17 protein-coding genes are annotated in these 21053 nt (G+C 65.2%); 8 read left to right on the top strand and 9 right to left on the bottom strand.

Going from position 1 to position 21053, the window contains the following annotated elements:
* Positions 1-534 carry a DUF421 domain-containing protein gene (locus tag ING15_RS02090; RefSeq protein WP_206453099.1) on the bottom strand — a complete coding sequence of 178 codons (534 nt, stop codon included), beginning with the start codon at positions 532-534 and terminating at the stop codon, positions 1-3.
* Between the two features lie 65 nt (positions 535-599).
* Positions 600-3983, bottom strand: coding sequence for a transglutaminase family protein (locus ING15_RS02085; protein WP_206453098.1), 3384 nt, complete (start codon positions 3981-3983; stop codon positions 600-602).
* Positions 3984-4179: 196 nt separating this feature from the next.
* Here ING15_RS02085 and ING15_RS02080 point away from each other — a divergent pair, with 196 nt between their 5' ends.
* The 6 genes from ING15_RS02080 (at position 4180) to ING15_RS02055 (ending at position 13921) form a co-directional block, all read left to right on the top strand.
* Complete coding sequence (locus tag ING15_RS02080; protein ID WP_206453097.1) at positions 4180-5259, top strand: zinc-binding metallopeptidase family protein; 1080 nt, start codon at positions 4180-4182, stop codon at positions 5257-5259.
* 279 nt (positions 5260-5538) lie between these two features.
* Positions 5539-7419 (top strand): malto-oligosyltrehalose trehalohydrolase, encoded by a 1881-nt coding sequence (treZ, locus tag ING15_RS02075; RefSeq protein WP_206453096.1) that lies wholly within the window; start codon positions 5539-5541, stop codon positions 7417-7419.
* On the top strand, positions 7416-9275 hold the full coding sequence (malQ, locus tag ING15_RS02070; protein ID WP_206453095.1) for a 4-alpha-glucanotransferase: 1860 nt from the start codon (positions 7416-7418) through the stop codon (positions 9273-9275). Before treZ ends, malQ begins: the two co-directional genes overlap by 4 nt.
* Entirely contained in the window at positions 9272-11977 is a 2706-nt protein-coding gene (treY, locus tag ING15_RS02065) for a malto-oligosyltrehalose synthase (protein ID WP_206453094.1), read from the top strand. The genes malQ and treY overlap by 4 nt, the downstream gene beginning before the upstream one ends.
* Positions 11978-12047: 70 nt before the next feature.
* Positions 12048-12833 (top strand): ThuA domain-containing protein, encoded by a 786-nt coding sequence (locus ING15_RS02060; protein ID WP_206453093.1) that lies wholly within the window; start codon positions 12048-12050, stop codon positions 12831-12833.
* Positions 12830-13921 carry a Gfo/Idh/MocA family protein gene (locus tag ING15_RS02055; protein ID WP_206453092.1) on the top strand — a complete coding sequence of 364 codons (1092 nt, stop codon included), beginning with the start codon at positions 12830-12832 and terminating at the stop codon, positions 13919-13921. Before ING15_RS02060 ends, ING15_RS02055 begins: the two co-directional genes overlap by 4 nt.
* Positions 13922-13963: 42 nt before the next feature.
* Here the strand turns inward: ING15_RS02055 and phbB are convergent, their stop codons facing one another.
* Both phbB and ING15_RS02045 read right to left on the bottom strand, forming a co-directional pair.
* The gene (phbB, locus tag ING15_RS02050; protein WP_206453091.1) at positions 13964-14689 is read right to left on the bottom strand and encodes an acetoacetyl-CoA reductase; all 726 of its coding nucleotides are present in this window, start codon (positions 14687-14689) and stop codon (positions 13964-13966) included.
* 80 nt (positions 14690-14769) lie between these two features.
* Positions 14770-15954 carry an acetyl-CoA C-acetyltransferase gene (locus ING15_RS02045; RefSeq protein ID WP_206453090.1) on the bottom strand — a complete coding sequence of 395 codons (1185 nt, stop codon included), beginning with the start codon at positions 15952-15954 and terminating at the stop codon, positions 14770-14772.
* Positions 15955-16281: 327 nt separating this feature from the next.
* On the opposite strand from ING15_RS02045, the gene phaR reads away from it, so the two are divergent.
* Complete coding sequence (phaR, locus tag ING15_RS02040) at positions 16282-16890, top strand: polyhydroxyalkanoate synthesis repressor PhaR (protein WP_206453089.1); 609 nt, start codon at positions 16282-16284, stop codon at positions 16888-16890.
* A 219-nt stretch (positions 16891-17109) separates the two neighbouring features.
* Here the strand turns inward: phaR and rpmF are convergent, their stop codons facing one another.
* The gene (gene rpmF / locus ING15_RS02035; RefSeq protein WP_206453088.1) at positions 17110-17295 is read right to left on the bottom strand and encodes a 50S ribosomal protein L32; all 186 of its coding nucleotides are present in this window, start codon (positions 17293-17295) and stop codon (positions 17110-17112) included.
* A gap of 230 nt (positions 17296-17525) precedes the next feature.
* The gene (locus tag ING15_RS02030; RefSeq protein WP_206453087.1) at positions 17526-18212 is read right to left on the bottom strand and encodes a biosynthetic peptidoglycan transglycosylase; all 687 of its coding nucleotides are present in this window, start codon (positions 18210-18212) and stop codon (positions 17526-17528) included.
* A 172-nt stretch (positions 18213-18384) separates the two neighbouring features.
* On the opposite strand from ING15_RS02030, the gene ING15_RS02025 reads away from it, so the two are divergent.
* The gene (locus ING15_RS02025; RefSeq protein WP_206453086.1) at positions 18385-19287 is read left to right on the top strand and encodes a polyprenyl synthetase family protein; all 903 of its coding nucleotides are present in this window, start codon (positions 18385-18387) and stop codon (positions 19285-19287) included.
* A 78-nt stretch (positions 19288-19365) separates the two neighbouring features.
* Here the strand turns inward: ING15_RS02025 and ING15_RS02020 are convergent, their stop codons facing one another.
* The 3 genes from ING15_RS02020 to ING15_RS02010 form a co-directional block, all read right to left on the bottom strand.
* Entirely contained in the window at positions 19366-19737 is a 372-nt protein-coding gene (locus tag ING15_RS02020) for a type II toxin-antitoxin system VapC family toxin (RefSeq protein ID WP_206453085.1), read from the bottom strand.
* On the bottom strand, positions 19734-19931 hold the full coding sequence (locus ING15_RS02015) for a type II toxin-antitoxin system VapB family antitoxin (protein ID WP_206453084.1): 198 nt from the start codon (positions 19929-19931) through the stop codon (positions 19734-19736). The genes ING15_RS02020 and ING15_RS02015 overlap by 4 nt, the downstream gene beginning before the upstream one ends.
* A gap of 61 nt (positions 19932-19992) precedes the next feature.
* Positions 19993-20979, bottom strand: coding sequence for a transglycosylase SLT domain-containing protein (locus ING15_RS02010; protein WP_232845491.1), 987 nt, complete (start codon positions 20977-20979; stop codon positions 19993-19995).
* Positions 20980-21053: the final 74 nt, after the last annotated feature.

Here is a 21053-nt window from a genome sequence, read left to right as displayed (position 1 = left end):
TTAGGAGGCGGCGGAATCCCGGCCCGGGTACCCGCGCACGTTGTGGAGTGTATCATCGGGCGATCCCGCCGACGCCTCCACCACGCTGAACGAGCCGTCCGTCTCCAGCACGACGGCCCGTACATTGGCGAGGTCGGCGGTCCCTTGCGAACGGATCGCCGCCAGGACCTCCTGCTCGGTGACCCGCTCCTTCGAGAGCATGGCCGATAGAAAGCGGCCGTCGAAGAACAGCAGTGTCGGCTCCGCCTTGACGAGGTTTTGAACCGGCTTCCATCGCAGCGACGTCCATGCGACTGCGTATTGCAGGCCGCAAAGGAGGACGAAGGCGAAAAGGCCCTCAGACAGCGAGGTGTCCTCGTTCAAAATCACCGACGCCAGGATCGAGCCCAACGCGACGGTGACGACAAGGTCGAAGGCGTTCATCTTCGACAGTGTGCGCTTGCCGGTGGTTCGCAGGAGCAAAACCAGCCCGGCGTAAGCGAGAATGCCGGTCACCAGGATTTGCCACAAGTCGTACCAGCTATCGAATATCACGAGCGACTCCGGTCGGTCTGTTTCAAAGAGGAGGCAGAACGGCTCTCAGCGCACGGCTGACATCATCAAGCCAGTCCTTGGGGACGCCGCAAATCCAGCGTCATCGGGAATGTCGGGTTCGGCGCCTCGGCGACCGGCACGAAGCTGCCGGGCGTATGGCCAATGTCCTCGAAGCGGGCCAGCCGGCGCGCCTCGGCCTCGTAGGAATTGACCGGGAAGACGTCGTAGTTGAGCCCGCCTGGATGCGCGACATGGTAGATGCATCCCCCCAGAGAGCGCTTCGACCAGCGATCGTAGATGTCGAAGGTCAATGGTGCGTCGATGGGGATCGTCGGGTGGAGGCCCGAGGCCGGTTGCCACGCCTTGTAGCGGACGCCGGCGACGGCGTCCTTGCCGCTGCCCGTGGCGGTCATCGGCACTTCGCGACCGTTGCAGGTCACCATGTGCCGCGCCGGATCGAAATTCGTCATCTTGGCCTGCAGCCGCTCCACCGAGGAGTCGACGAAGCGCACCGTGCCGCCGATCGCGCCGGTCTCGCCCATGACATGCCACGGCTCCAGCGCCTGACGCAGTTCGAGCGTGACGCCGCCACGCTCGATCTTGCCGCAGAACGGAAAGCGGAACTCGGCCTGCGCCTCGAACCATTCGGGCCGCATCGGATAGCCAACGTCGCCGAGATCGGCGAGGACGTCCAGAAAGTCCTGCCAGACGAATTCCGGCAGCATGAAGCGATCGTGCAGCGTGGTTCCCCAGCGGACGAATTTCCCGGTCTGCGGCGCCTTCCAGAACTTGGCGATCAGCGCCCGGATCAGCAGTTGCTGGGCAAGGCTCATGCGGGCGTCCGGCGGCATCTCGAAGCCGCGAAACTCGACGAGCCCGAGGCGGCCGGTCGGACCATCCGGCGAAAACAGCTTGTCGATACAGATCTCGGCGCGGTGGGTGTTCCCCGTGACGTCGATCAAGAGGTTGCGAAACAGCCGGTCGGTCATCCACGGCGGCACGAGTGATGACTCGGTCGGGATTTGCGCCATGGCGATTTCCAGCTCGTAGAGCTGGTCGTGCCGCGCCTCGTCGATGCGCGGCGCCTGGCTGGTCGGTCCGATGAACAGGCCGGAGAACAGATAGGACAGGGACGGGTGGCGCTGCCAATAAAGGACCAGCGACTTCAACAGGTCGGGCCGGCGCAGGAATGGCGAATCCAGCGGCGTCGCGCCGCCGACGACCACATGGTTGCCGCCGCCCGTGCCGGCATGCTTGCCGTCGATCATGAACTTGTTGGTGCCGAGGCGTGATAGCCGCGCTTCCTCGTAGACCGCCGTGGTGATGTCGACGCTGTCCCGCCAGGAGGCCGACGGGTGGACGTTCACCTCGATGACGCCGGGGTCCGGCGCGACGCGAATGACGTTGAGGCGAGGATCTTCCGGCGGCGGGTAGCCTTCGATCTGCAGCGGCAATCCTTCGACTTGGGCTACGTCCTCGACTGCGCCGAGCAGGTCGAGATAGGATTCGACCGTTTCCAGCGGTGGCATGAAGACGCAGAGCTTGCCGTCGCGCGGTTCGATCGCAAGCGCGGTCCGCACGGAGCCTTCGATCTCGATCGGCGACGCGTCGGGCGCGCGGACGCCGGCGCCAGCTGACGCGCGACCGGTTGGAGGCGGATCGTTGCTGGTGACGGGCTCGGTCATCGTCCGGCGCTCGCCGCCGCCGCCACGCCGTGGCTGCATTTCGACGCGTCCGTATTGGGTGCGGTTCTGCGGCGGCAATGGTGGGAACGGCTGCATCGGGTCGGCCGGGTGAGTGTAGGGATAATCCTCCTCATCCAGATGCGGGATGGCGCCGAGCGGCAGGCGATAGCCGAGAGCGCTGTCGCCGGGTGCGAGGAACAGATGTCCGCGCCGCGTCGTCCAGCGTTCGGACTGCCAGCGGATATTGCCTCTCGCTTGCCAGGCCTGGACCGGCAACACGTAGCCTGCCGGCTGCGACAGGCCGCGATCGAAGACCTTGGCTAGACGCGCGCGCTCCTCGCGGTCTTCCAGCTTGGCGTCGGTGGGCTCGACATTTTCGGGAAGCTGCGCCTCGCGGGCGAGCCAATAGGCCGAATCCTCGAAGGCCGGGGCGGCATAATCCGGATCGATGCCGAGAACTTCGGCGACCTTGCGCGAGAGGCGTTCGGCCTCCTTGGCGCCGACCGGCTGCGCGTCGGTCTCGCGGGCGACGAGGTCGACGTTTTTCCAGATCGGCACGCCGTCCTTGCGCCAGTAGAGCGAGAACGTCCAGCGCGGCAGCGTTTCGCCGGGATACCATTTGCCCTGGCCGTAATGCAGGAACCCGCCGGGGGCGAAACGGTCGCGTAGGCGCCGGATCAGGTCGTCGGCAAGGCCGCGCTTCATCGGCCCCGTCGCGTCGGCGTTCCATTCGGGCGACTCGAACTCGTCGATCGACACGAAAGTCGGTTCGCCGCCCATGGTGAGCCGGACGTCGCCGGCGACGAGATCGGCATCGACGCGCTCGCCGAGCGCGTCGAGCGCCTGCCAGCTCTCCTCGGAAAACGGATGGGAGACGCGCGGCCGCTCGGCGATGCGGTCCACCGTCATTTCGAAGTCGAATTCGACCTCGGCGAAGCTGACGGCGCCGGTAATCGGGGCGGCCGAGCGAAAATGCGGGGTCGCGGCGAGCGGAACGTGGCTTTCGCCGGTCATCAGTCCGGATGTCGGGTCGAGCCCGATCCAGCCGGCGCCCGGCAGATACACCTCCGCCCAGGCGTGCAGATCGGTGAAATCGACGTCCGTGCCAGTGGGGCCGTCGAGCGCCACCGTGTCGGGCTTCAACTGGATCAGGTAGCCGGAAACGAACCTGGCCGCGAAGCCGAGATGGCGCATGATCTGCACCAGCAGCCAGGAGGTGTCCCGGCAGGAGCCGGAGCCCCGTTCCAGCGTCTCCTCGGGCGTCTGGACGCCCGGCTCCATCCGCACGAGATAGGCGATCTTCTGTTCGAGCGAGCGGTTGAGCCCGACCAGAAAATCGACCGTGTGGGTCTCGCTGCGGTCGAGTTCTTCCAGATACCGGGTCAGCAATGCCCCCGCGGGCTCGGCGTCGAGATAAGCGGCCAGATCGGTTTTTAGCGGCTCTTCATAGACGAAGGGCCACGCCTCGGCGACCTCCTCGACGAAGAAGTCGAAGGGGTTGTAGACGGTCATGTCCGCGACGAGGTCGACCTCGATGCGGAATTCCGTCGCCGGCTCAGGGAACACGAACCGCGCCAGATAGTTGCCGAATGGGTCCTGCTGCCAGTTCACGAAGTGAGGCTCGGGCAGGACCTTCAGCGAATAGGACGGGACCTTCGTCCGCGAATGGGGTGCCGGCCGCAACCGCACCACCTGCGGGCCGAGCCGCACCGGCCGGTCGTAGCGGTAATGGGTGAGGTGGTGGAGGGCTGCAAGGATCGACATCGGGGCTTTCGTTGGACCGGTTCCGGCGGGGCGGCCGTTGGACAATAGGGCTTTGGCGCCGCCCGGCAAACCGCCTGGCCGGCCAAACGGGCGGGAAGGGGTCTTGATCGCCTTCGCGCGGACGGAACCGCCGACGGATTGGCGCATTCGCAGGCGCTGCGTGGCTGGCGCAAGATGGATTTTAGGATTTGACATCATGCAGCTTTTTTCCTGCCCGTCCTGCTCCCAAGTGGTGTTCTTTGAGAACGTCGTCTGCGAACGCTGCAACCACGCGCTCGGCTACGAGCCGCGGGAAAACCGGATGCTCGCTCTGGAGCCTGCCGACGGACTGTGGGTGGAGGTGGGACGCCATTCCCAGGGACGGCGCTGGAAATATTGCCAGAACCATCAGTACGGGGTCTGCAACTGGCTCATCGGCGCGGACAGGGACGACGGGCTGTGCGGTGCCTGTCGGCACAATATCACCGTACCCGACCTCGCCGACCCCGAAAACATCGAGCTTTGGCGCCGGATGGAGGCGGCCAAGCACCGGATGATCTACACCGCGATGCGGCTCGGCCTGCCGCTGCAAACCCGCGAGGAGCATCCCGAAGGGCTCGGCTTCGAGTTTCTATCCAGCGATACCGCAACCGGCGAAGCTGTGATGACTGGCCACGACGATGGTCTGATCACCATCGCCCTGGCCGAGGCCGACGACGCCGAACGGGAGAAGCGGCGCACCGCCATGGGCGAACCCTATCGCACGCTGCTCGGTCACTTCCGGCATGAGGTCGGGCATTGGTACTGGGACCGACTGGTGCGCGACGGCGGCGCGCTGGAGGCCTGCCGCGCGGTCTTCGGCGACGATGAACAGGACTATGGCCAAGCGTTGCAGACGCACTACGCCAACGGGCCGAGACCCGACTGGCAGGATTTCTTCGTCTCATCCTATGCCGGTTCCCACCCATGGGAGGATTTTGCCGAGACCTGGGCGCATTATTTCCACATCGTCGATACGCTGGAGACCGGCAATAGCTGGGGGGTGACGGTCGATCCGCGGGTTGACGGCCAAGGTCTTCTGACGACGACGATCAATTTCGACGTCTTCGCCCATCAGATCACCATCCAGGAAGTCGCGGAGGCTTGGCTGGCGCTCTCAGCGGCGCTGAATTCCTTCAATCGCTCGATGGGTCATTCCGACCTCTATCCGTTCGTCCTCAACGAGGTCGTCATTGGCAAGCTGGGCTTCATCCACGATCTGGTTCACGGCCGGATCGGTCACGGCAAGCGGACGTGACGGGCGGAATGACGCTCCCCACTTGAGGCGGGCGCGATCAGGCGGCCCTGAGACGTTGGATTTCGCTGGTCATTGAAAAAATAGACGGCGCCTGAGGGTGGAACGAACCGTTGCCGCTCCAATTAGCCTTGATGGGACGGGTGATTGAAGCGGGTCCGCGCGACGGCCGATGAGTTGACGCGCGCCGCTGACTTTTTCCCGCGAATTTTGATCGACCCTCAGATCGCGGCCCGCGTGCGGTCCGGGACTCGAAACGAGACAGGTAGCAGGCCCGTGGACATGGCGAGCAGCGACAGATCTTCCTTCGAAACCTCCTGGGGTACTGCCCGGCACGGTGATCATACCGAGTTCCGGCTATGGGCGCCCAGCGCGCAGTCGATCGAACTGGCCGCCGCCACGGGAGACGGTTCGCTTAAATTTCTCACCATGGACAAGGACGCGGAAGGCTGGTGGCGCGTCACCACGGATCGTGTCGCGGTCGGCGGCGGCTATGGTTTTCGCGTGAATGGCGACAATGTGGTGCCGGATCCGGCGGCGCGGGCGCAGGTAGGCGACGTGCACGGCCTGTCGCAGTTGGTCGATCCCGCAGACTTCGCGTGGAAATCGGCCGACTGGGCCGGACGGCCCTGGCGGGAAGCGGTGTTCTACGAACTCCATACCGGCACGTTCACGCCCGAGGGTACCTTCGACGCCGTCATCGACAAGCTCGACTATCTGCGCGAGGTCGGGGTGACCGCGATCGAACTTCTGCCCGTCGCCCAGTTCGGCGGCCGGCGGGGCTGGGGCTACGACGGCGTACTGCTCTATTGTCCGCATGAGGCATATGGCGGGGTCGATGGACTGAAGCGGCTCGTCGACGCCGCGCATGCGCGCGGGCTGATGGTCTTCCTCGACGTCGTCTACAATCACTTCGGTCCGGATGGGAATTTCATCAATTCGTATGCCCCCGAGTTCTTCCACGAGGAAATCCATACGCCTTGGGGGGCGGCGATCGCCTATGACGAGGCGCCGGTGCGCGCATTCATGATCGAGAACGCCCTGTATTGGCTGGATGAATACCGCATCGACGGGCTTCGCCTCGACGCCATCGACTCAATCGAGGACACGACGGAGACGCCGTTGGTAGAGGAACTGGCGACGCGGGTACGGGCGGCGTTCCCGGACCGGCACGTCCATCTCACCAGCGAGGACGACCGCAACATCACCTGGCATATCGAACGCGGGGCATCGGGCGAGCCCAAGCTTATCTCCGGCGAGTGGAACGACGATTTTCATCATTGCGCTCATGTGCTCGCCACCCATGAAGAGGAGAGCTACTACGCCGATTATGTGCGCCACAGTGTCGAGCAGATGGCCAAGTGTCTCGCTACCGGCTTCGTGTACCAGGGTCAGCATTCGCAAACGCGGGACCGTAAGGTGGGTCAGCCGTCCGGCCATCTGCCGCCGACGGCCTTCGTCAATTTCCTGCAGAACCACGACCAGATCGGCAATCGCGCGTTCGGCGACCGGCTGACGGATCTCGCGTCGCGTCGGGTGAACGAATGTCTTCAGGCCATCCTCCTCCTGTCGCCGCAGATTCCGCTGATGTTTATGGGCGAAGAGTATGGCGACACCCATCCATTCAGCTTTTTCACGGATTTCGATGGCGAACTTGGCGACGCCGTGCGGGAGGGCAGGCGCAACGAATTTAGGAAGTTTGGCGCCTTCCGCGATGAAGAGGCGCGCCAGTTGATCCCCGACCCGAACGCCGCGACGACGTTCCGCGATTCGCGGCTGGACTGGTCGATGATGCGCCGCCCCACCTATGCTCGACGGCTGGCCATGACCAAGGCGCTTCTCGCCAAGCGCCAGCAAACGATCGTTCCGCTGCTACAAGACATTCCGGCCTATTGTGGCAGCTATCACGTCTCGGATAATTCCCGGGCGTTTGTCGTGGCGTGGGTCTTGAAGGGCGGCGCGGTCCTGCATCTCTTCGCCAATCTGGACGACGAGCCTTGGGCGATTCCCGCGGATGTCATGAAGGGCGACCTGAGCTGCGGAGCGCTGGTTCATGCGCATCCGAAGGGCGCCGACGCGGATCTCATGACGCGTACGCTGCCCGGGCCGTCCGTCGTCTTCCGCCTGGAAGAGCAGCGCTCGATCGCGGATTCCCCGGCGTGAGCGTGTCCCTCGACAGACTCGCCGAAAGCCACGGCATCCAACTCGCCTATGTTTCCGAGCTCGGAGAGCGCCAGCTGATCTCGGATGAGGCCAAGCGCGGTTTGCTTGCGGCGCTCGGCGTGGATCCAGATCACGGCACGTTGGGCAGTTTCGATGAAGCGCAAGATGTGCCGACGCGGCGCTGCTCCCTGCCTGAGGCGATCGCGTCGAACCGCGCCTGGGGCGCGGCATGCCAGCTTTACAGCCTGCGCTCGAACCGCAATCTGGGCATCGGCGATTTCGAGGATCTGGCAAAGCTGGCGCAACTGGCGGCCGACGAAGGCGCGAGCTTCGTCGGCGTCAATCCGCTGCATGCGCTGTTCATGGCCGATCCCGGCCGCTACAGTCCCTATTCGCCTTCGAGCCGCCGCTTCCTCAATCCAATGTACATCGCCATCGACCAACTGGCGGGCGGACCGGAGGCGATCGCGCGGCTGAGGAGCGAGGAGCCGGGGCTCTTTGACGACCTCGATGGCGACCTCGTCGAATACCTCGCAGTGGGCCAGGTGAAACGCGCTCTGCTGAAGCGTATTTTCGTTGGGCGGATCGACGAGATCCGCGCCGATCAGGCGTTCGACCGTTTTTGCGCCGGAGGAGGGGAGTCCTTGGCGGGGTTCGCCCTGTTCGAGGCGATCTCCCAACAGCAGGTCGAGGCCGGAGCCCATGCGGGCTGGCACTCATGGCCGGCGGCGCTCCAGGACCGGGACAGTGCGGAGGTGGCCCGCTTTGCCGAAGACAACGCCGACCTCGTCCTGTTTCACCACTGGCTGCAACATGAGGCCGAGGAGCAGTTGGCCGAAGCTCAGGCGCGCGCGCTCGCCGCGGGAATGTCGATCGGCCTCTATCTCGATCTCGCGGTGGGCGTGGCGCCCGACGGAGCGGAGACCTGGGCGGATCCGTCGCTGACGGTCGGCGCGGCGCGTGTCGGCTCGCCGCCGGACATGTTCAACAGCCAGGGACAGGACTGGGGGCTGGCACCGCTGTCGCCCAAAGCACTCGCCGAACGGAACTACAAGCCGCTGCGCGATTCCTTCGAGGCGCTCACCCGCAATGCCGGGGCGATTCGGATCGACCATGTGATGGGGCTTGCCCGCTTGTGGTGGATTCCCGACGGCGTTGCGTCGTCGGGCGGGGGCTATGTCCGCTATCCGCTTGGCGCGATGGTCGATGCGGTCGCGGCGGCGTCCGAGGCGAATGCCTGCCTCGTCATCGGCGAGGACCTCGGCACCGTGCCGCCGGGCTTCCGGCACAATATGGAAGCGGCACGAATCCTGTCCTACCGGGTGCTGTATTTCGAGCGCCACCGCGAGACGGAGTTCCTGCCGCCAAGCGCCTATCCGAAGCTCGCGCTCGCCTGCGTCTCGACCCATGATCTCGCCACCCTTGCGGGATGGTGGCAGGGTGCCGACATTGCGTTGCGGGCCGCGATGGGCACCCAGGACGCCGCCGCCACCGAGCGCGACCGCGACAGCCGCCGGCATGATCGCCGTGCGCTGGCCGTGGCATTGGCGGAGGAGGGGATACTCCCCGACGATCTGCGCCCGGCGGTGGCCGGAACGGACGACCTGCCGGCGGAATTGCCCGCCGAATTGGCCGTCGCGATCCACCGCTTCGTCGCCCGCACGCCATCCGTGCTAGTGACGGTGCAACTCGACGACATGGTCGGAGCCGAGCGCCAGCCCAATCTTCCCGGCACGACCGACCAATATCCGAACTGGCGTATCCGGTCGGATATCCCGATCGAGGACCTGCCGGGGAACGAGCGTTTCCGCGCGCTTGCCGCCGCCATGCGTGAAGAAAGACCCATCGCCTCATGAGCCGCCCTCTCGTTGCCACCTACCGCCTGCAGTTTCGCGAGGGCACGACGTTCGAGACGGCCGGGCAGCTCGCGCCCTACATGGCGCGGCTTGGCGTCAGCCATCTCTATGCCTCGCCGATTTTCGCGGCTTCTCCCGGTTCGACGCACGGCTACGACGTCACCGATTACAACGCCTTCGAGGACGATCTCGGCGGGCTGAGCGGCTTCACCGCCATGAGCGATGCCCTGGTCGCTTCGGATCTCGCGCTGATCGCCGACTTCGTTCCCAACCACATGGGCGTTTCGCCGAGGAACCATTGGTGGGAAGATGTTTTGCGCTGGGGCGCCGAAAGCCGCTACGCCCAGACCTTCGACATTTCCTGGGAAGCGGAAAAGATCCTCGTCCCGGTGCTCGGCAAGCCCTATGGCGAGGCGCTGGCCGAGGGCGATCTGTCGGTCGAGCTCGACGCGGAGAACGCTCAGTTGCGCTTCGATGCCTCCGGCTATGGACTGCCGATCGATCCCAGAACCTACGGCCATGTCTTCGGCTTGATGGATCATCCGGAAAAGGACCGGATGGTGCGGCGCTTTTCCGTCTCGACCCCGGCCGAGGCGGAGGAACTGGCGGAACGCTTTTCGGAACATCTGACCGAGAAGGAGTTCAGCAACGCCCTCGACCGAGCGCTCGAGACGATCAATGGCGATCAACACGCCCTGCACGAACTCCACGAAGCGCAGGCCTGGCGACTGGCCTGGTGGCGGACGGCCCGTGAGAAGCTGACCTATCGGCGGTTTTTCGAGATCGCCGACCTGATCGGCGTCCGGCAGGAATCGCGGCGGGTCTTCCGCGAGTCCCATCAATTGGTCATCCGGCTGGCCCGCGAGCGCCGGCTGGACGGAATCCGGATCGATCACGTCGATGGTCTGGCCGACCCGAAGGGCTACCTCGAACAGTTGAAGCAGGCGTTCCACTCGGTTCGCCGCTCGCCGACGATCCATGTCGAGAAGATCCTGACCGGTCCCGAGCGCCTGCGTACCTCCTGGGAGATCGAGGGGACCACCGGCTACGAATTTATCACCGCCCTGTCCGGCCTCTTCGTCGATGCCGGGCAGGAAGAGGCGATGACGGCGGCCTATCACGATTTCCTCGGCGAGGACGAGGATTTGCGGGGCATGATCACCCGCCAGAAGCGCTCGATCTTCCAGCGCAACCTCGCCGGCGAACTGGCTCACTTGACCGGTCTCGCCCTGGCCGTGGCGGGACGGGGCCTTGCCACGCGCGATCTGGGACAGGACACCATCGCACGGGCGATCGTCGAGGTCGCGACCGCACTGCCGGTCTATCGCACCTATGTCTCGGTCGACGGCGTGCCGCAGCGCGATATCGCAATCATCGACGATGCCGTCGATCTCGCCATGACCTGGCGCGAGGTCGAAGCCGACGAGCCGATCCAGTTCATCGGCCGCCTGCTCAAGCTGGATTTCGAGGACGGCGCGGACGTCGCCGCTTCGCTGGACTTCACCCGGCGGTTTCAGCAGACCACCGGCGCGGTCATGGCCAAGGCCGTCGAGGATACCGCGTTCTACCGCTACAACCGGCTGATCGCCCTCAACGAGGTGGGCGGCGAACCCGATCATTACGGCGCCGACCTGGATGCGTTCCACGCGGCGATGCAAATTCGGGTCGAGGACCAGCCCGAAGGCCTGCTCGCCACCTCGACCCACGACACCAAGCGCGGCGAGGATGCCCGCGCCCGGCTCTATACCCTGTCCGAGGCGCCGGAGCACTGGCGCGATCTCATCACCGAGTTTGCCGAACGGATGGCACCGTGGCGCAAGGACATCGGCGCTGGTTTCGAGGCGCCGGAACCGGCCACCGAATGGGGGCTCTACCAATCGCTGCTCGGCGTATTGCCGGCCGATTTCGACCCCGCCGACGGGGCGCAGAGGGAAGCGATCGCCGGCCGTCTGGCAGCCTATGCGGAAAAGGCCGTGCGCGAGGCCAAGCGCTGGACCAGCTGGACTTCGCCGGCCGAGCCTTACGAGCGCGCGCTGCGCGGCTTCGTCGGCGCGGCGCTCGATCCGGAGAAGTCGGGCACGTTCCTTGCCGACTTCTGGGCGGCGGCGCAGCCCTTCGTCGCAGCCGGAGCCCTGACATCGCTATCGCAGACGGTGATCAAGCTCGCTGCCCCCGGTGTTCCCGATATCTACCAGGGCACGGAATTCTACGATGTCTCACTCGTCGATCCTGACAACCGGCGGGACGTCGATTTTTCGGCACGCAGCGAGGCGATTGCCGGCGGCGTGACGTTCGAGGAGGCTCTGGCCGATTGGCGCACCGGCCGCATCAAGGCGATGCTTACGGCCGCAGGGTTGGCGATGCGGGGCCGGACGCCGGCGCTGTTCACCACCGGCAGCTATGTGCCGCTGGCGGTTGAGGGCGACATGGCGCGGCACGTCGTCGCCTTCGCGCGGACCAACGAGACCGGCGGCGCGGCGATTGTCGTGGCGCCGCGGCTTTGCCTGACGCTTCTCGATGGGCGCGAAGCCATCGACGTTCGGGCCGAGCGCTGGGGCGACACGCGGATCAGCCTGCCGGAGACGCTGGCCGCTCGATCCTGGCGCAACATCCTCTCCGACGAGACCGTCGAGGCCTCCGGCGAACTTGCGCTCGACGCGATTTTGGCCAAGCTGCCCTTCGCACTTCTCGAGGCGAGCTGACGAGAGGGGGGCCGCCTGCCTAGATGGACGCGTTTTAAGGGGGCGGATCGATATCTGAGCGGAGGAAGCCATGACCATCCGGACCGTCGTGTGGAACGAGTTCATCCACGAACGGGAGAACCCGGTCGTCAAGGAGATTTATCCGGACGGGATCCACGGCACGATCGCCGCATTCCTGTCGACCGAGCAGGATTTTGCGGTCTCGACCGCGACGCTCGACGAGCCCGAACATGGTCTGTCGCAGGCGCGCCTCGATGAAACCGACGTGCTCGTCTGGTGGGGGCACAAGGCGCACGGCCAGGTTTCGGATGAGATCGCGGACCGCGTTGCCGCCCGAGTCCACGAGGGTATGGGCCTGATCGTCCTGCATTCGGGCCATTTCGCCAAGGTGTTCAAGCGGCTGATGGGCACGCCCTGTTCGCTGCGCTGGCGCGAGGCGGGCGAACGGGAGCGACTGTGGGCGGTGAATCGCTCGCACCCGATCGTGCAAGGGGTGGGCCCGGCGATCGAACTGCCGAACGCGGAAATGTACGGCGAGCCGTTTCTGGTGCCCGAGCCGATGGAGACGGTATTCATCTCCTGGTTCGAGGGCGGCGAGGTATTTCGCTCCGGCCTGACCTATCAGCGCGGGGCGGGCAAGATCTTCTATTTCCGGCCCGGCCACGAGACCTACCCGATCTACCACAATGCGGAGATCCAGACGGTTATCCAGAATGCGGTGCGCTGGGCCTACAATCCGGTGCCCGCCTGGAAGGATGTCGCGGCGGCGCCGAACGTGCCGGCCGACAAGGCGCCGGAGCAGATCGAGGTCAAGGGGCCGAGACTGCACAAGGCCGGGGAGGCCGGCTACCGATGAGCAGCGGGGGAGACGGCGAGACCGGGGCCGCCGCTGGCGAAAAGCGCATCATGATCCTCGGCACCGGCGGTATCTCGCATCGCCATGCCGAGCATTTCCTGTCGATTCCCGGTTGCCGGATCGTCGCGGCTTGCGACACCAATGGCGAACGGGCCCGCGCCTTCGCCGACATGCACGCCATCCCGAAATCCTTCGACAGCCTTGGCGCCGCTCTCCAATGGGGCGAGTTCGATGCCGTCGTCAATTCGACGCCGGACAATGTCCACAAGCCGACGACGCTGGAGATCCTGGCGGCGGGCAAGGCGGTGTTCTGCGAAAAGCCGCTCGCCGTCGACGCCGCCGACGCCTTCGAGATGGCCGAGGCGGCCGAGCGGGCGGGGCTGATCAACATGGTCAACCTCACCTACCGCAACGCCCACGGAATTCAGATGGCGCGGCGGATGATCGAGGCGGGCGAAATCGGCACGGTGCGCCACGTCGAGGCGAGTTATCTGCAGAGCTGGCTGACCGGCCAGCATTGGGGTGACTGGCGCATCGACGAGCGATGGCTGTGGCGCCTGTCGACGGCGCATGGCTCCAAGGGCGTGCTCGGCGATATCGGCATCCACATCCTCGACTTCGCCACCTATGGCACCGGCCTCGACATTGTCGCGCTGCAAGCACGGCTGAAGACCTTCGACAAGGCCGAGGGTGGGGCCATCGGCGCCTACAAGCTCGATGCCAATGATTCCTGCGCGATGACGGTGGAGTTTTCGAACGGCGCGCTCGGTGTCGTCCATATGAGTCGCTACGCCACCGGCCGCGCCAACGATCTCGATCTGACCATCCACGGCGACAAGGGCGCCCTGAAGATCTGGGCGAACCAGACCGATTCGATGCTGCGGGTCTGTCTCGGGTCGGATATCGAGACCCAGACCTGGAAGCCGCTCGAATGCCCGCCGACGCCGCGCAACGCCGACCGGTTCGTCATCGCGCTCTTGTCGGGGGTCAATGGCGAGCCGGATTTTCGTCATGCCGCCGAGGTGCAGAAGCTGCTCGATCTCTGCTTCGTCTCGGATGCTGAGCGGCGGATGCTGCCGGTCGGCTGACGGAAAGTGGGGCGGCGGATTGTCAGCCGCCCCGAACCGAACTCAGTCCATATACTGGCCGCCATTGGCCGACAGCGTCGAGCCGGTGATGAAGCCGGCGTCGTCGGAGGCGAGGAACACCACGCAGCGGGCGATTTCGTCGGCCTCGCCGAGCCGGCCGACAGGGATCTGCGGCAGGATGTGCTTTTGCATGACGTCGTCGGAGATCGTCGCCATCATGTCGGTGTTGATGTAGCCGGGACAGATCGCGTTGACCGTGATGCCCTTCTTGGCGCCCTCCAGCGCCAGCGCCTTGGTGAAGCCGAGGTCGCCGGCCTTGGCGGCGGAATAGTTGGCCTGGCCGGCCTGGCCCTTCTGGCCGTTGATCGACGAGATGTTGATGATCCGGCCGAAATTGCGCTCGCGCATGCCCTCCCAGACCGGGCGGGTCATGTTGAACAGGCCGGACAGATTGGTGCCGATGACCGCCTGCCAGTGCTCCGGCGTCATCTTGTGGAACATGGCATCCTTGGTGATCCCGGCATTGTTGACCAGGATCTCGACCGGGCCGTGTTCGGCCTCGACCTTGGCGATCCCCTCGGAGCACGCCTCGAAGGACGACACGTCCCATTTATGGACCGGGATGCCGGTGTCGTCCTTGAAGGCGTTCGCCTTCTCGTCATTGCCGGCATAGGTCGCAACGACCGTATGCCCCGCCGCCTTCAATGCCTTGGAGATCGCCGCGCCGATGCCGCGCGAGCCTCCTGTCACGATCGCTACCTTGCCCATGTGTTTCCTCCCGTTGCGTGTCCATGCCGGCATCAAACGGGCGGACCTCCATCCGCCCGCCGGTTGTTGGTGTCGTCGTCCTACATTCGCTCGAAGCACATGGCGACGCCCATGCCGCCGCCGATGCACAGCGTCGCGAGGCCCTTCTTGGCGTCGCGGCGGATCATCTCGTGGATCAGCGTGTTGAGGACCCGGTTGCCTGACGCTCCGATCGGATGGCCGATGGCGATCGCCCCGCCATTGACGTTGACGATGTCCGGGTTCCAGCCGAGATCCTTGTTGACCGCGCAGGCCTGCGCCGCGAAGGCCTCGTTGGCCTCGACGAGGTCGAGATCCTCGACGCTCCAGCCGGCCTTTTCCAGTGCCCTGCGCGAGGCCGGGATCGGGCCGGTGCCCATGATCGCCGGGTCGACGCCGGCGGTGGCCCAGGAGACGATCCGCACCAGCGGGGTCAGGCCGCGCCGCTCGGCCTCGGCCTCGCTCATCAGCACCGTTGCCGCCGCGCCGTCATTGATGCCGGAGGCGTTGGCCGCCGTGACCGAGCCCTCCTTGTCGAAGGCGGGACGCAGCTTCTGCACCTTGTCGAGCGTGGTGCCGTGCTTGATGTATTCGTCGTCCTCGACGATGGTGTCGCCCTTGCGGCCCTTGACCGTGAAGGGCGCGATCTCGTCCTTGAAGCGGCCGGCCTTCTGCGCGGCCTCGGCCTTGTTCTGCGATTTGACCGCGAATTCATCCTGCATCTCGCGGGTGATCTGCCACTGGCGCGAGACGTTCTCGGCGGTGTTGCCCATGTGATAGCCGTTGAAGGCGTCGAGTAGCCCGTCCTTCAGCATGGTGTCGATCAGCTTGAGATCTCCCATCTTCTGGCCGGAGCGCAGATGCGCGGCGTGTGGCGCCATCGACATCGATTCCTGGCCGCCGGCGACGATCACCTTGGCGTCGCCACAAGCGATCTGCTGCATGCCGATGGCGACGGTGCGCAGACCGGAGCCGCAGAGCTGGTTCAATGCCCAGGCGGTGGTTTCCTTCGGGCAACCCGCCAGCATCGCCGCCTGCCGCGCCGGATTCTGCCCCTCGCCGGCGGTCAGCACCTGACCGAGGATCACCTCGTCGACCTCGCCCGCCTCGACCTTGGCGCGCGCCAGCGCCTCGCGAATCGCGGCGGCGCCCAACTCATGGGCCGGCACGGTCGCGAAGGCGCCGTTGAAGGAGCCGACCGGCGTGCGCGCGGCCCCGGCGATGACGACCGATTGTCCGTTATTCATGACATGTCCTTCCCTGGAGATGAGCGCCGTGCCGAGTCCGGTGCCTTTGGCTGAAATGGCAGATAGGGCACCCGTCATGGCTTGTCTCACGTTTGTCGCAGAGGCGGTTTGCCACTGTCAAACGCGGGTCTGGCCGCCGGATGCCGCCTGCGGAGGAATCAACGCCCTGCTTTACCTTTGGTGACCGAAAACCGGTCGCTCCCAGCTGCTTGTGGCCGAAAGGTTTGGAAAGCGCCCGGTTTTGTGCCTATCATTTATGCGGCGCAACGAAGCAGTCGCACAAAGCGACGCCGCCGCGCTGACGGTGTTGTGGACAAGGGGTGAGGCATGGCCAAGAATTCGGACGTTACGGTCATCAAGAAATACGCCAACCGTCGGCTCTACAATACCGGGACCAGCACCTATGTGACGCTGGAAAACCTGGCCGCGATGGTCAAGAGCAACGAGGAGTTCGTCGTCCAGGACGCCAAGTCCGGCGAGGACATCACGCATTCGGTGCTGACGCAGATCATCTTCGAGCAGGAGAACAAGGGCGGGCAGAACTTGATGCCGATCGCCTTCCTACGCCAGCTCATCCGGTTCTATGGCGACCAGATGCAGATGGTTATCCCCGGCTATCTGGAACAGACGATGAGCGCCTTCACCCGCGAACAGGAGGGGTTTCGCGACAAGATGGCCGGGCCCATGGCCCAATCGCCGATCAAGATGATGGAGGCGCAGGTCGTCCGCAACACCGAGATGTTCCGGAAGGCCATGGCGGTGTTCAACCCGTTCGTCGCGGGGGCAATGAACGAGGCCGGTAAAGGCGGGAGTGAGCCCGCGCCCGGCTCGGAGAGCGACGTGGCGTCCGGCCAGGACGACCTGAAAGCGATGCGCCAGCAACTCGCCGAGATGCAAAAGCGCATCGAGGCCCTCGACGGCAAGAAGAAGGATTGAGGTCTCACGTTCCGAGGTCGGAAACGCGTCACGCCAGATCCTTGACCCACAACGCGAAAAAGGCCGGTTGCGGAAACCGGCCACTCTCGATTCTAATTCAGAATTTGGCTGCGCTATTGTGGCGCGGGAGCAGACATCCGCAACGGATCGCGGCCGCCATCACGCCCAGACACCGAGTCTGCCGCGTGCGCGCGATGACGCATGGCGCCAGCTTTGGTGTCAGGCTTTTTCCTTGACCGTCAGAATCTGACGACCGCGATACATGCCGGTCTTCAGATCGACGTGGTGCGGCCGGCGCAGTTCGCCCGAATCCTTGTCCTCGATATAGGTCGGCGCCTTCAGCGCATCCATGGAGCGGCGCATGCCGCGCTTCGACGGGGATGTTTTGCGTTTGGGTACGGCCATGTTCTGCTCCGTTCGGGCTGTCGGGCGATGGCCCGCGAGGCGCATCGGCGACGTCAGTCTGATCTGTTGCGCGCCAACGCGAGAAAACGTCCCAGTTTCTGGCGCCGCGCTTTCACGTCCAAAGCCACTGCGATCACGCTGCGATCGCGGCAAGGCTTCACCATGACGGGAATTCGAGGGTGCCCATAGCAAAGCCCGGCGCCTTTGGAAAGGGGGCGAGGCGAAATCCGTCAGCTCGCCTTCGCCGGTTTCAGACAACCGATATAGTCGCCGGACCGGCTCGCCAGCCGTTCGACGCGGCGGGCCAGGCGATCGAGGCTCTTGCTCGGATTGGCGGGGTTGCGGGTGCCGGGAGCAGGCAGCGTGACGGCGAGGAGAGCGGCCTGGCGGGCATTGAGTTGGGCGGCGGGGCGGCCGAAATAGTGCTGGCTCGCCGCGCCGATGCCATAGACGCCGGTGTCCCACTCGACGATGTTCAGGTAGATTTCCATGATGCGTCGCTTCGACAGGACGGCATCGGCGTAAAGCGCCAGCGGTGCTTCCAGTCCCTTGCGCAGATAGGACCGGCCGTTCCACAGAAACAGGTTCTTCACCATCTGCATCGGGATGGTCGAGGCGCCGCGCGTCTCCTCGCCGGCCAACGCCTCTTCGACGACGGCGCGCATTTCGCCCCAGTCGATGCCGTCATGTCGGCAGAACTGCCCGTCCTCCGACATCATCACCGAATAGACCATGACCGGCGCAACGTCGTCGATCGGGACCCATTCGCGCAGTAACGGGCGGAAGCTGAAATGATCGGCCAGCATGAGCGTCGAGACGGGATGCACCGCGCGGATGCCATAGAGCGGTGTCAGGACGAACGGAATCGCCACGAGCACCAGAACAAGAAGGAAAGCGCCGGCAAAAATGCGGCGCATCAGAGCGGTCCGTCGCGACGGGCGCCCGGACTTTCCAAGATGCGGAGGCGACGGCGAAGGCTCATGAAATGCGTTCTAGCCGGGTCGCTGCGGCGTCGCAATGCCGCTTTGCTTGACCGGCGGCGCCACATGGGCAAAGCCGGACGCGACGTTGGGGAGCAGGGATACGCGAATGAGCGCGAGTGAATTCGAAACGCGGCTGGCCGCGTCGGCAAAGGCGGTCGAGGCTTCTCTGACGCGCCGCCTTGGCGGCTCGGACCCGCTGCTGGCGGCGGCCCCCGAGCGGCTTCTTGGGGCGATGCGTCATGGCGCGCTCGACGGCGGCAAGCGGCTGCGGCCGTTTCTGCTTGTGGAGAGCGCCTGCCTGTTCGGCGCCGATCCGGCTAAGACGCTCGGTGCGGCGATCGCGCTGGAATGCGTCCACTGCTATTCGTTGGTCCATGACGATTTGCCGGCCATGGACGACGACGCCATGCGGCGCGGCAAGCCGACCGTTCACAAGGCGTTCGATGAGGCGACGGCGATTCTCGCCGGTGACAGCCTGCTGACGCTCGCCTTCGGTCTGATCGCGGATGAGGACGGACTGTCGGCTTCGGCGCGTCTCGGGCTGGTCGCGCTGCTTTCGCGCGAGGCGGGGGCGGCGGGCATGGCCGGGGGACAGGCGCTCGATCTGGAGGCCGAGGGGCGCGCCCTGTCGGAGGATGAGATCGCTACGATGCAGGCGATGAAGACCGGGGCGCTGATCGCCTGCGCCTGCGAGGCCGGGCCGGTGATCGCCGAGGCGGCGGCGCACGATCGCGCCCGGCTGCGGCGTTTCGGTGAGATCGTCGGGCTCGCCTTCCAGCTCGCCGACGATCTCCTCGACGAGACGGCGGACGCCGCGACGCTCGGCAAGGCGGCGGGCAAGGATCGCGTGCGGGGCAAGAAGACGCTGCCGGCGCTCAACGGCATCGCCTGGACGCAAGACCGCCTCGCCGAACTCGTGGCGCAGGCCGAAGCGGAACTGGCGCCCTATGGCGACCGAGCGACGACGTTGGTCGAGACGGCGCGGTTCGTGGCGGATAGACGCAGTTGAGCGACAGGACCGAGCGGTATCGGAGCAGCTGAGGCCATGTCGATCGTTCCTGCCTCATATATCCGACAGGGGCGTCGTCTACTCACTGCCATTGCCGGCGAGCGACAGCCGCTCGGCCGCCGCGCGGAGGCGCCTGTCCCCGGTCCATAAGGTGGCTCCTGGCGTAATCCGGGCCGAGGTGAGCAGGTGTGCGTCGACATATCCTATACCGGCACCGAACAGCTTTTCGTCTTCGATAAAGCGCTGCACCTCCGCATCAGAGGCAATAATGGCTCGCGGACGGTCATCCAAGGCTTGGAGAATGGTCTGGCGCTGACGCAGATTTCCAAGGGCCAGTTCCCCAATGACGAAAGGATGCGTCAAGACCTGCGCCTGGAGAAGGTACTCCGACAATTCCGCATCTGCGAGGCGGAGATGATCGATCCAGATCGAGGTGTCGACAAGGATCATTCCGGCGGAATGCGCCTACGCGGGGCGATGGTCAAGTCCGGCTCGCTGCCGCCCAAGCGCGCCAGCTGTCTCGCGCTCTCTCGCTCGATCAGGGCTTTCAGCGCTTCGCGTACGAGCGCACTTTTTTCTTTAAGCCCCGTAAAATCCTGTGCCTTTGCAACCAAGTCATCGTCGAGGGCGATCGTCGTACGCATCGGCATCTCCAGTTCGCATAAGCAGCGTAGCCCATCCGGCAATGTCCGCAAGCTGAAAGCTTCAGTTCTTCATCACCACGCAGGAACCGCCGGCGCCGCGCAGGCGCTGGCAGAGCTGGTCGGCCTCGCCTCGGGTCTCGGCGCCGATCCTGACGGCATAGATCCTGGCGCGCCCTCCGGTACGGTCGCGCAGGACGATCGGCGTCTTGCCGCCGAGGATCCCGGAATAGGCAGACTGGACGCGGCGAAACATCTTCATCGCGACCGACTGCTTCACATGCCCGGCGACCTGCACGCCCCACGGCCGCATCGGCGCACTCTCGACAGTGGCGAAGATCGCCCGCGTCTTCATGATGGGCAACCGAGCGCAGCTTTCGATAAAATCGAGCTTGGAGTCGAGCCGCCGCTCCTCCAGTTCGTTGCCGTCTTCCTTGAACCAGTCGGCCGGGCGGAAGGTGATGGCGTTGACGTATTCCTCGGTTTCATAGGGGAGAGAGCCGCCATTGGCGATCCAGCGCTTCACCCGGTTGATGCCGCCATTGTAGGCGGCCGCGGCCAGTCCCCAATTGCCCAATTCGGCCTTCAGGTCGCCGAGATAGAGCGCCGAGTGACGGATGGCTGACGCAACATTGTACGGATCGGCGAGGCCGCGTTCGTCGGCGGTATAGGGCATGAACTGGGCGATGCCCTGGGCCCCGACGGGAGAGATCGCGCCGCTGTCGAAACGGCTTTCCTTCCAGATCAGCCGGGCGAAGAAGTCCCTGGACATGCCGACGGCGTCGGCGTTCGCGGCGATCAACGCGCAAATGTCGGCGGCCGTTGGTTTCGACGTCTGTAAAGTCGCCGCCTTGGCGGGGCTTGGGTCGCGCGGGCCGCTCGGGTCGGCGACGATCGCGGGCGGGGTGGTCGGATAGGCGAGGGCGGGCAGGGTCAGGGATGAGCCGGCACCAGTCGGAGTGGCCCGCGTCGGCGTGATGGCGGCGAGAGCAAAAACTCCCATGGCCACGCAGAGGCAGGCATGCCGAACGGGGAAGAAGTCGTCTCGCATCGCACTGATCCGCATCGGGTCGGCCGGTGAATGGACCAACTCACCCGGCCGGCTCTCACTATGACGAAGCGGCA

Source organism: Aurantimonas marina (assembly GCF_017183135.1).
GTDB classification, from domain to species: domain Bacteria; phylum Pseudomonadota; class Alphaproteobacteria; order Rhizobiales; family Rhizobiaceae; genus Aurantimonas; species Aurantimonas marina.
This window is presented reverse-complemented; position numbering and strand designations above follow the sequence as displayed.

Excerpts from the sequence above, each read along its gene's own strand:
- ING15_RS02085 (WP_206453098.1), bottom strand. The coding sequence starts at position 3,983 with ATGTCGATCCTTGCAGCCCTCCACCACCTCACCCATTACCGCTACGAC.
- ING15_RS02080 (WP_206453097.1), top strand. The coding sequence starts at position 4,180 with ATGCAGCTTTTTTCCTGCCCGTCCTGCTCCCAAGTGGTGTTCTTTGAG.
- treZ (WP_206453096.1), top strand. The coding sequence starts at position 5,539 with ATGGCGAGCAGCGACAGATCTTCCTTCGAAACCTCCTGGGGTACTGCC.
- treY (WP_206453094.1), top strand. The coding sequence starts at position 9,272 with ATGAGCCGCCCTCTCGTTGCCACCTACCGCCTGCAGTTTCGCGAGGGC.
- ING15_RS02060 (WP_206453093.1), top strand. The coding sequence starts at position 12,048 with ATGACCATCCGGACCGTCGTGTGGAACGAGTTCATCCACGAACGGGAG.
- ING15_RS02055 (WP_206453092.1), top strand. The coding sequence starts at position 12,830 with ATGAGCAGCGGGGGAGACGGCGAGACCGGGGCCGCCGCTGGCGAAAAG.
- phbB (WP_206453091.1), bottom strand. The coding sequence starts at position 14,689 with ATGGGCAAGGTAGCGATCGTGACAGGAGGCTCGCGCGGCATCGGCGCG.
- ING15_RS02045 (WP_206453090.1), bottom strand. The coding sequence starts at position 15,954 with ATGAATAACGGACAATCGGTCGTCATCGCCGGGGCCGCGCGCACGCCG.
- phaR (WP_206453089.1), top strand. The coding sequence starts at position 16,282 with ATGGCCAAGAATTCGGACGTTACGGTCATCAAGAAATACGCCAACCGT.
- rpmF (WP_206453088.1), bottom strand. The coding sequence starts at position 17,295 with ATGGCCGTACCCAAACGCAAAACATCCCCGTCGAAGCGCGGCATGCGC.
- ING15_RS02030 (WP_206453087.1), bottom strand. The coding sequence starts at position 18,212 with ATGCGCCGCATTTTTGCCGGCGCTTTCCTTCTTGTTCTGGTGCTCGTG.
- ING15_RS02025 (WP_206453086.1), top strand. The coding sequence starts at position 18,385 with ATGAGCGCGAGTGAATTCGAAACGCGGCTGGCCGCGTCGGCAAAGGCG.
- ING15_RS02020 (WP_206453085.1), bottom strand. The coding sequence starts at position 19,737 with ATGATCCTTGTCGACACCTCGATCTGGATCGATCATCTCCGCCTCGCA.
- ING15_RS02015 (WP_206453084.1), bottom strand. The coding sequence starts at position 19,931 with ATGCGTACGACGATCGCCCTCGACGATGACTTGGTTGCAAAGGCACAG.
- ING15_RS02010 (WP_232845491.1), bottom strand. The coding sequence starts at position 20,979 with ATGCGAGACGACTTCTTCCCCGTTCGGCATGCCTGCCTCTGCGTGGCC.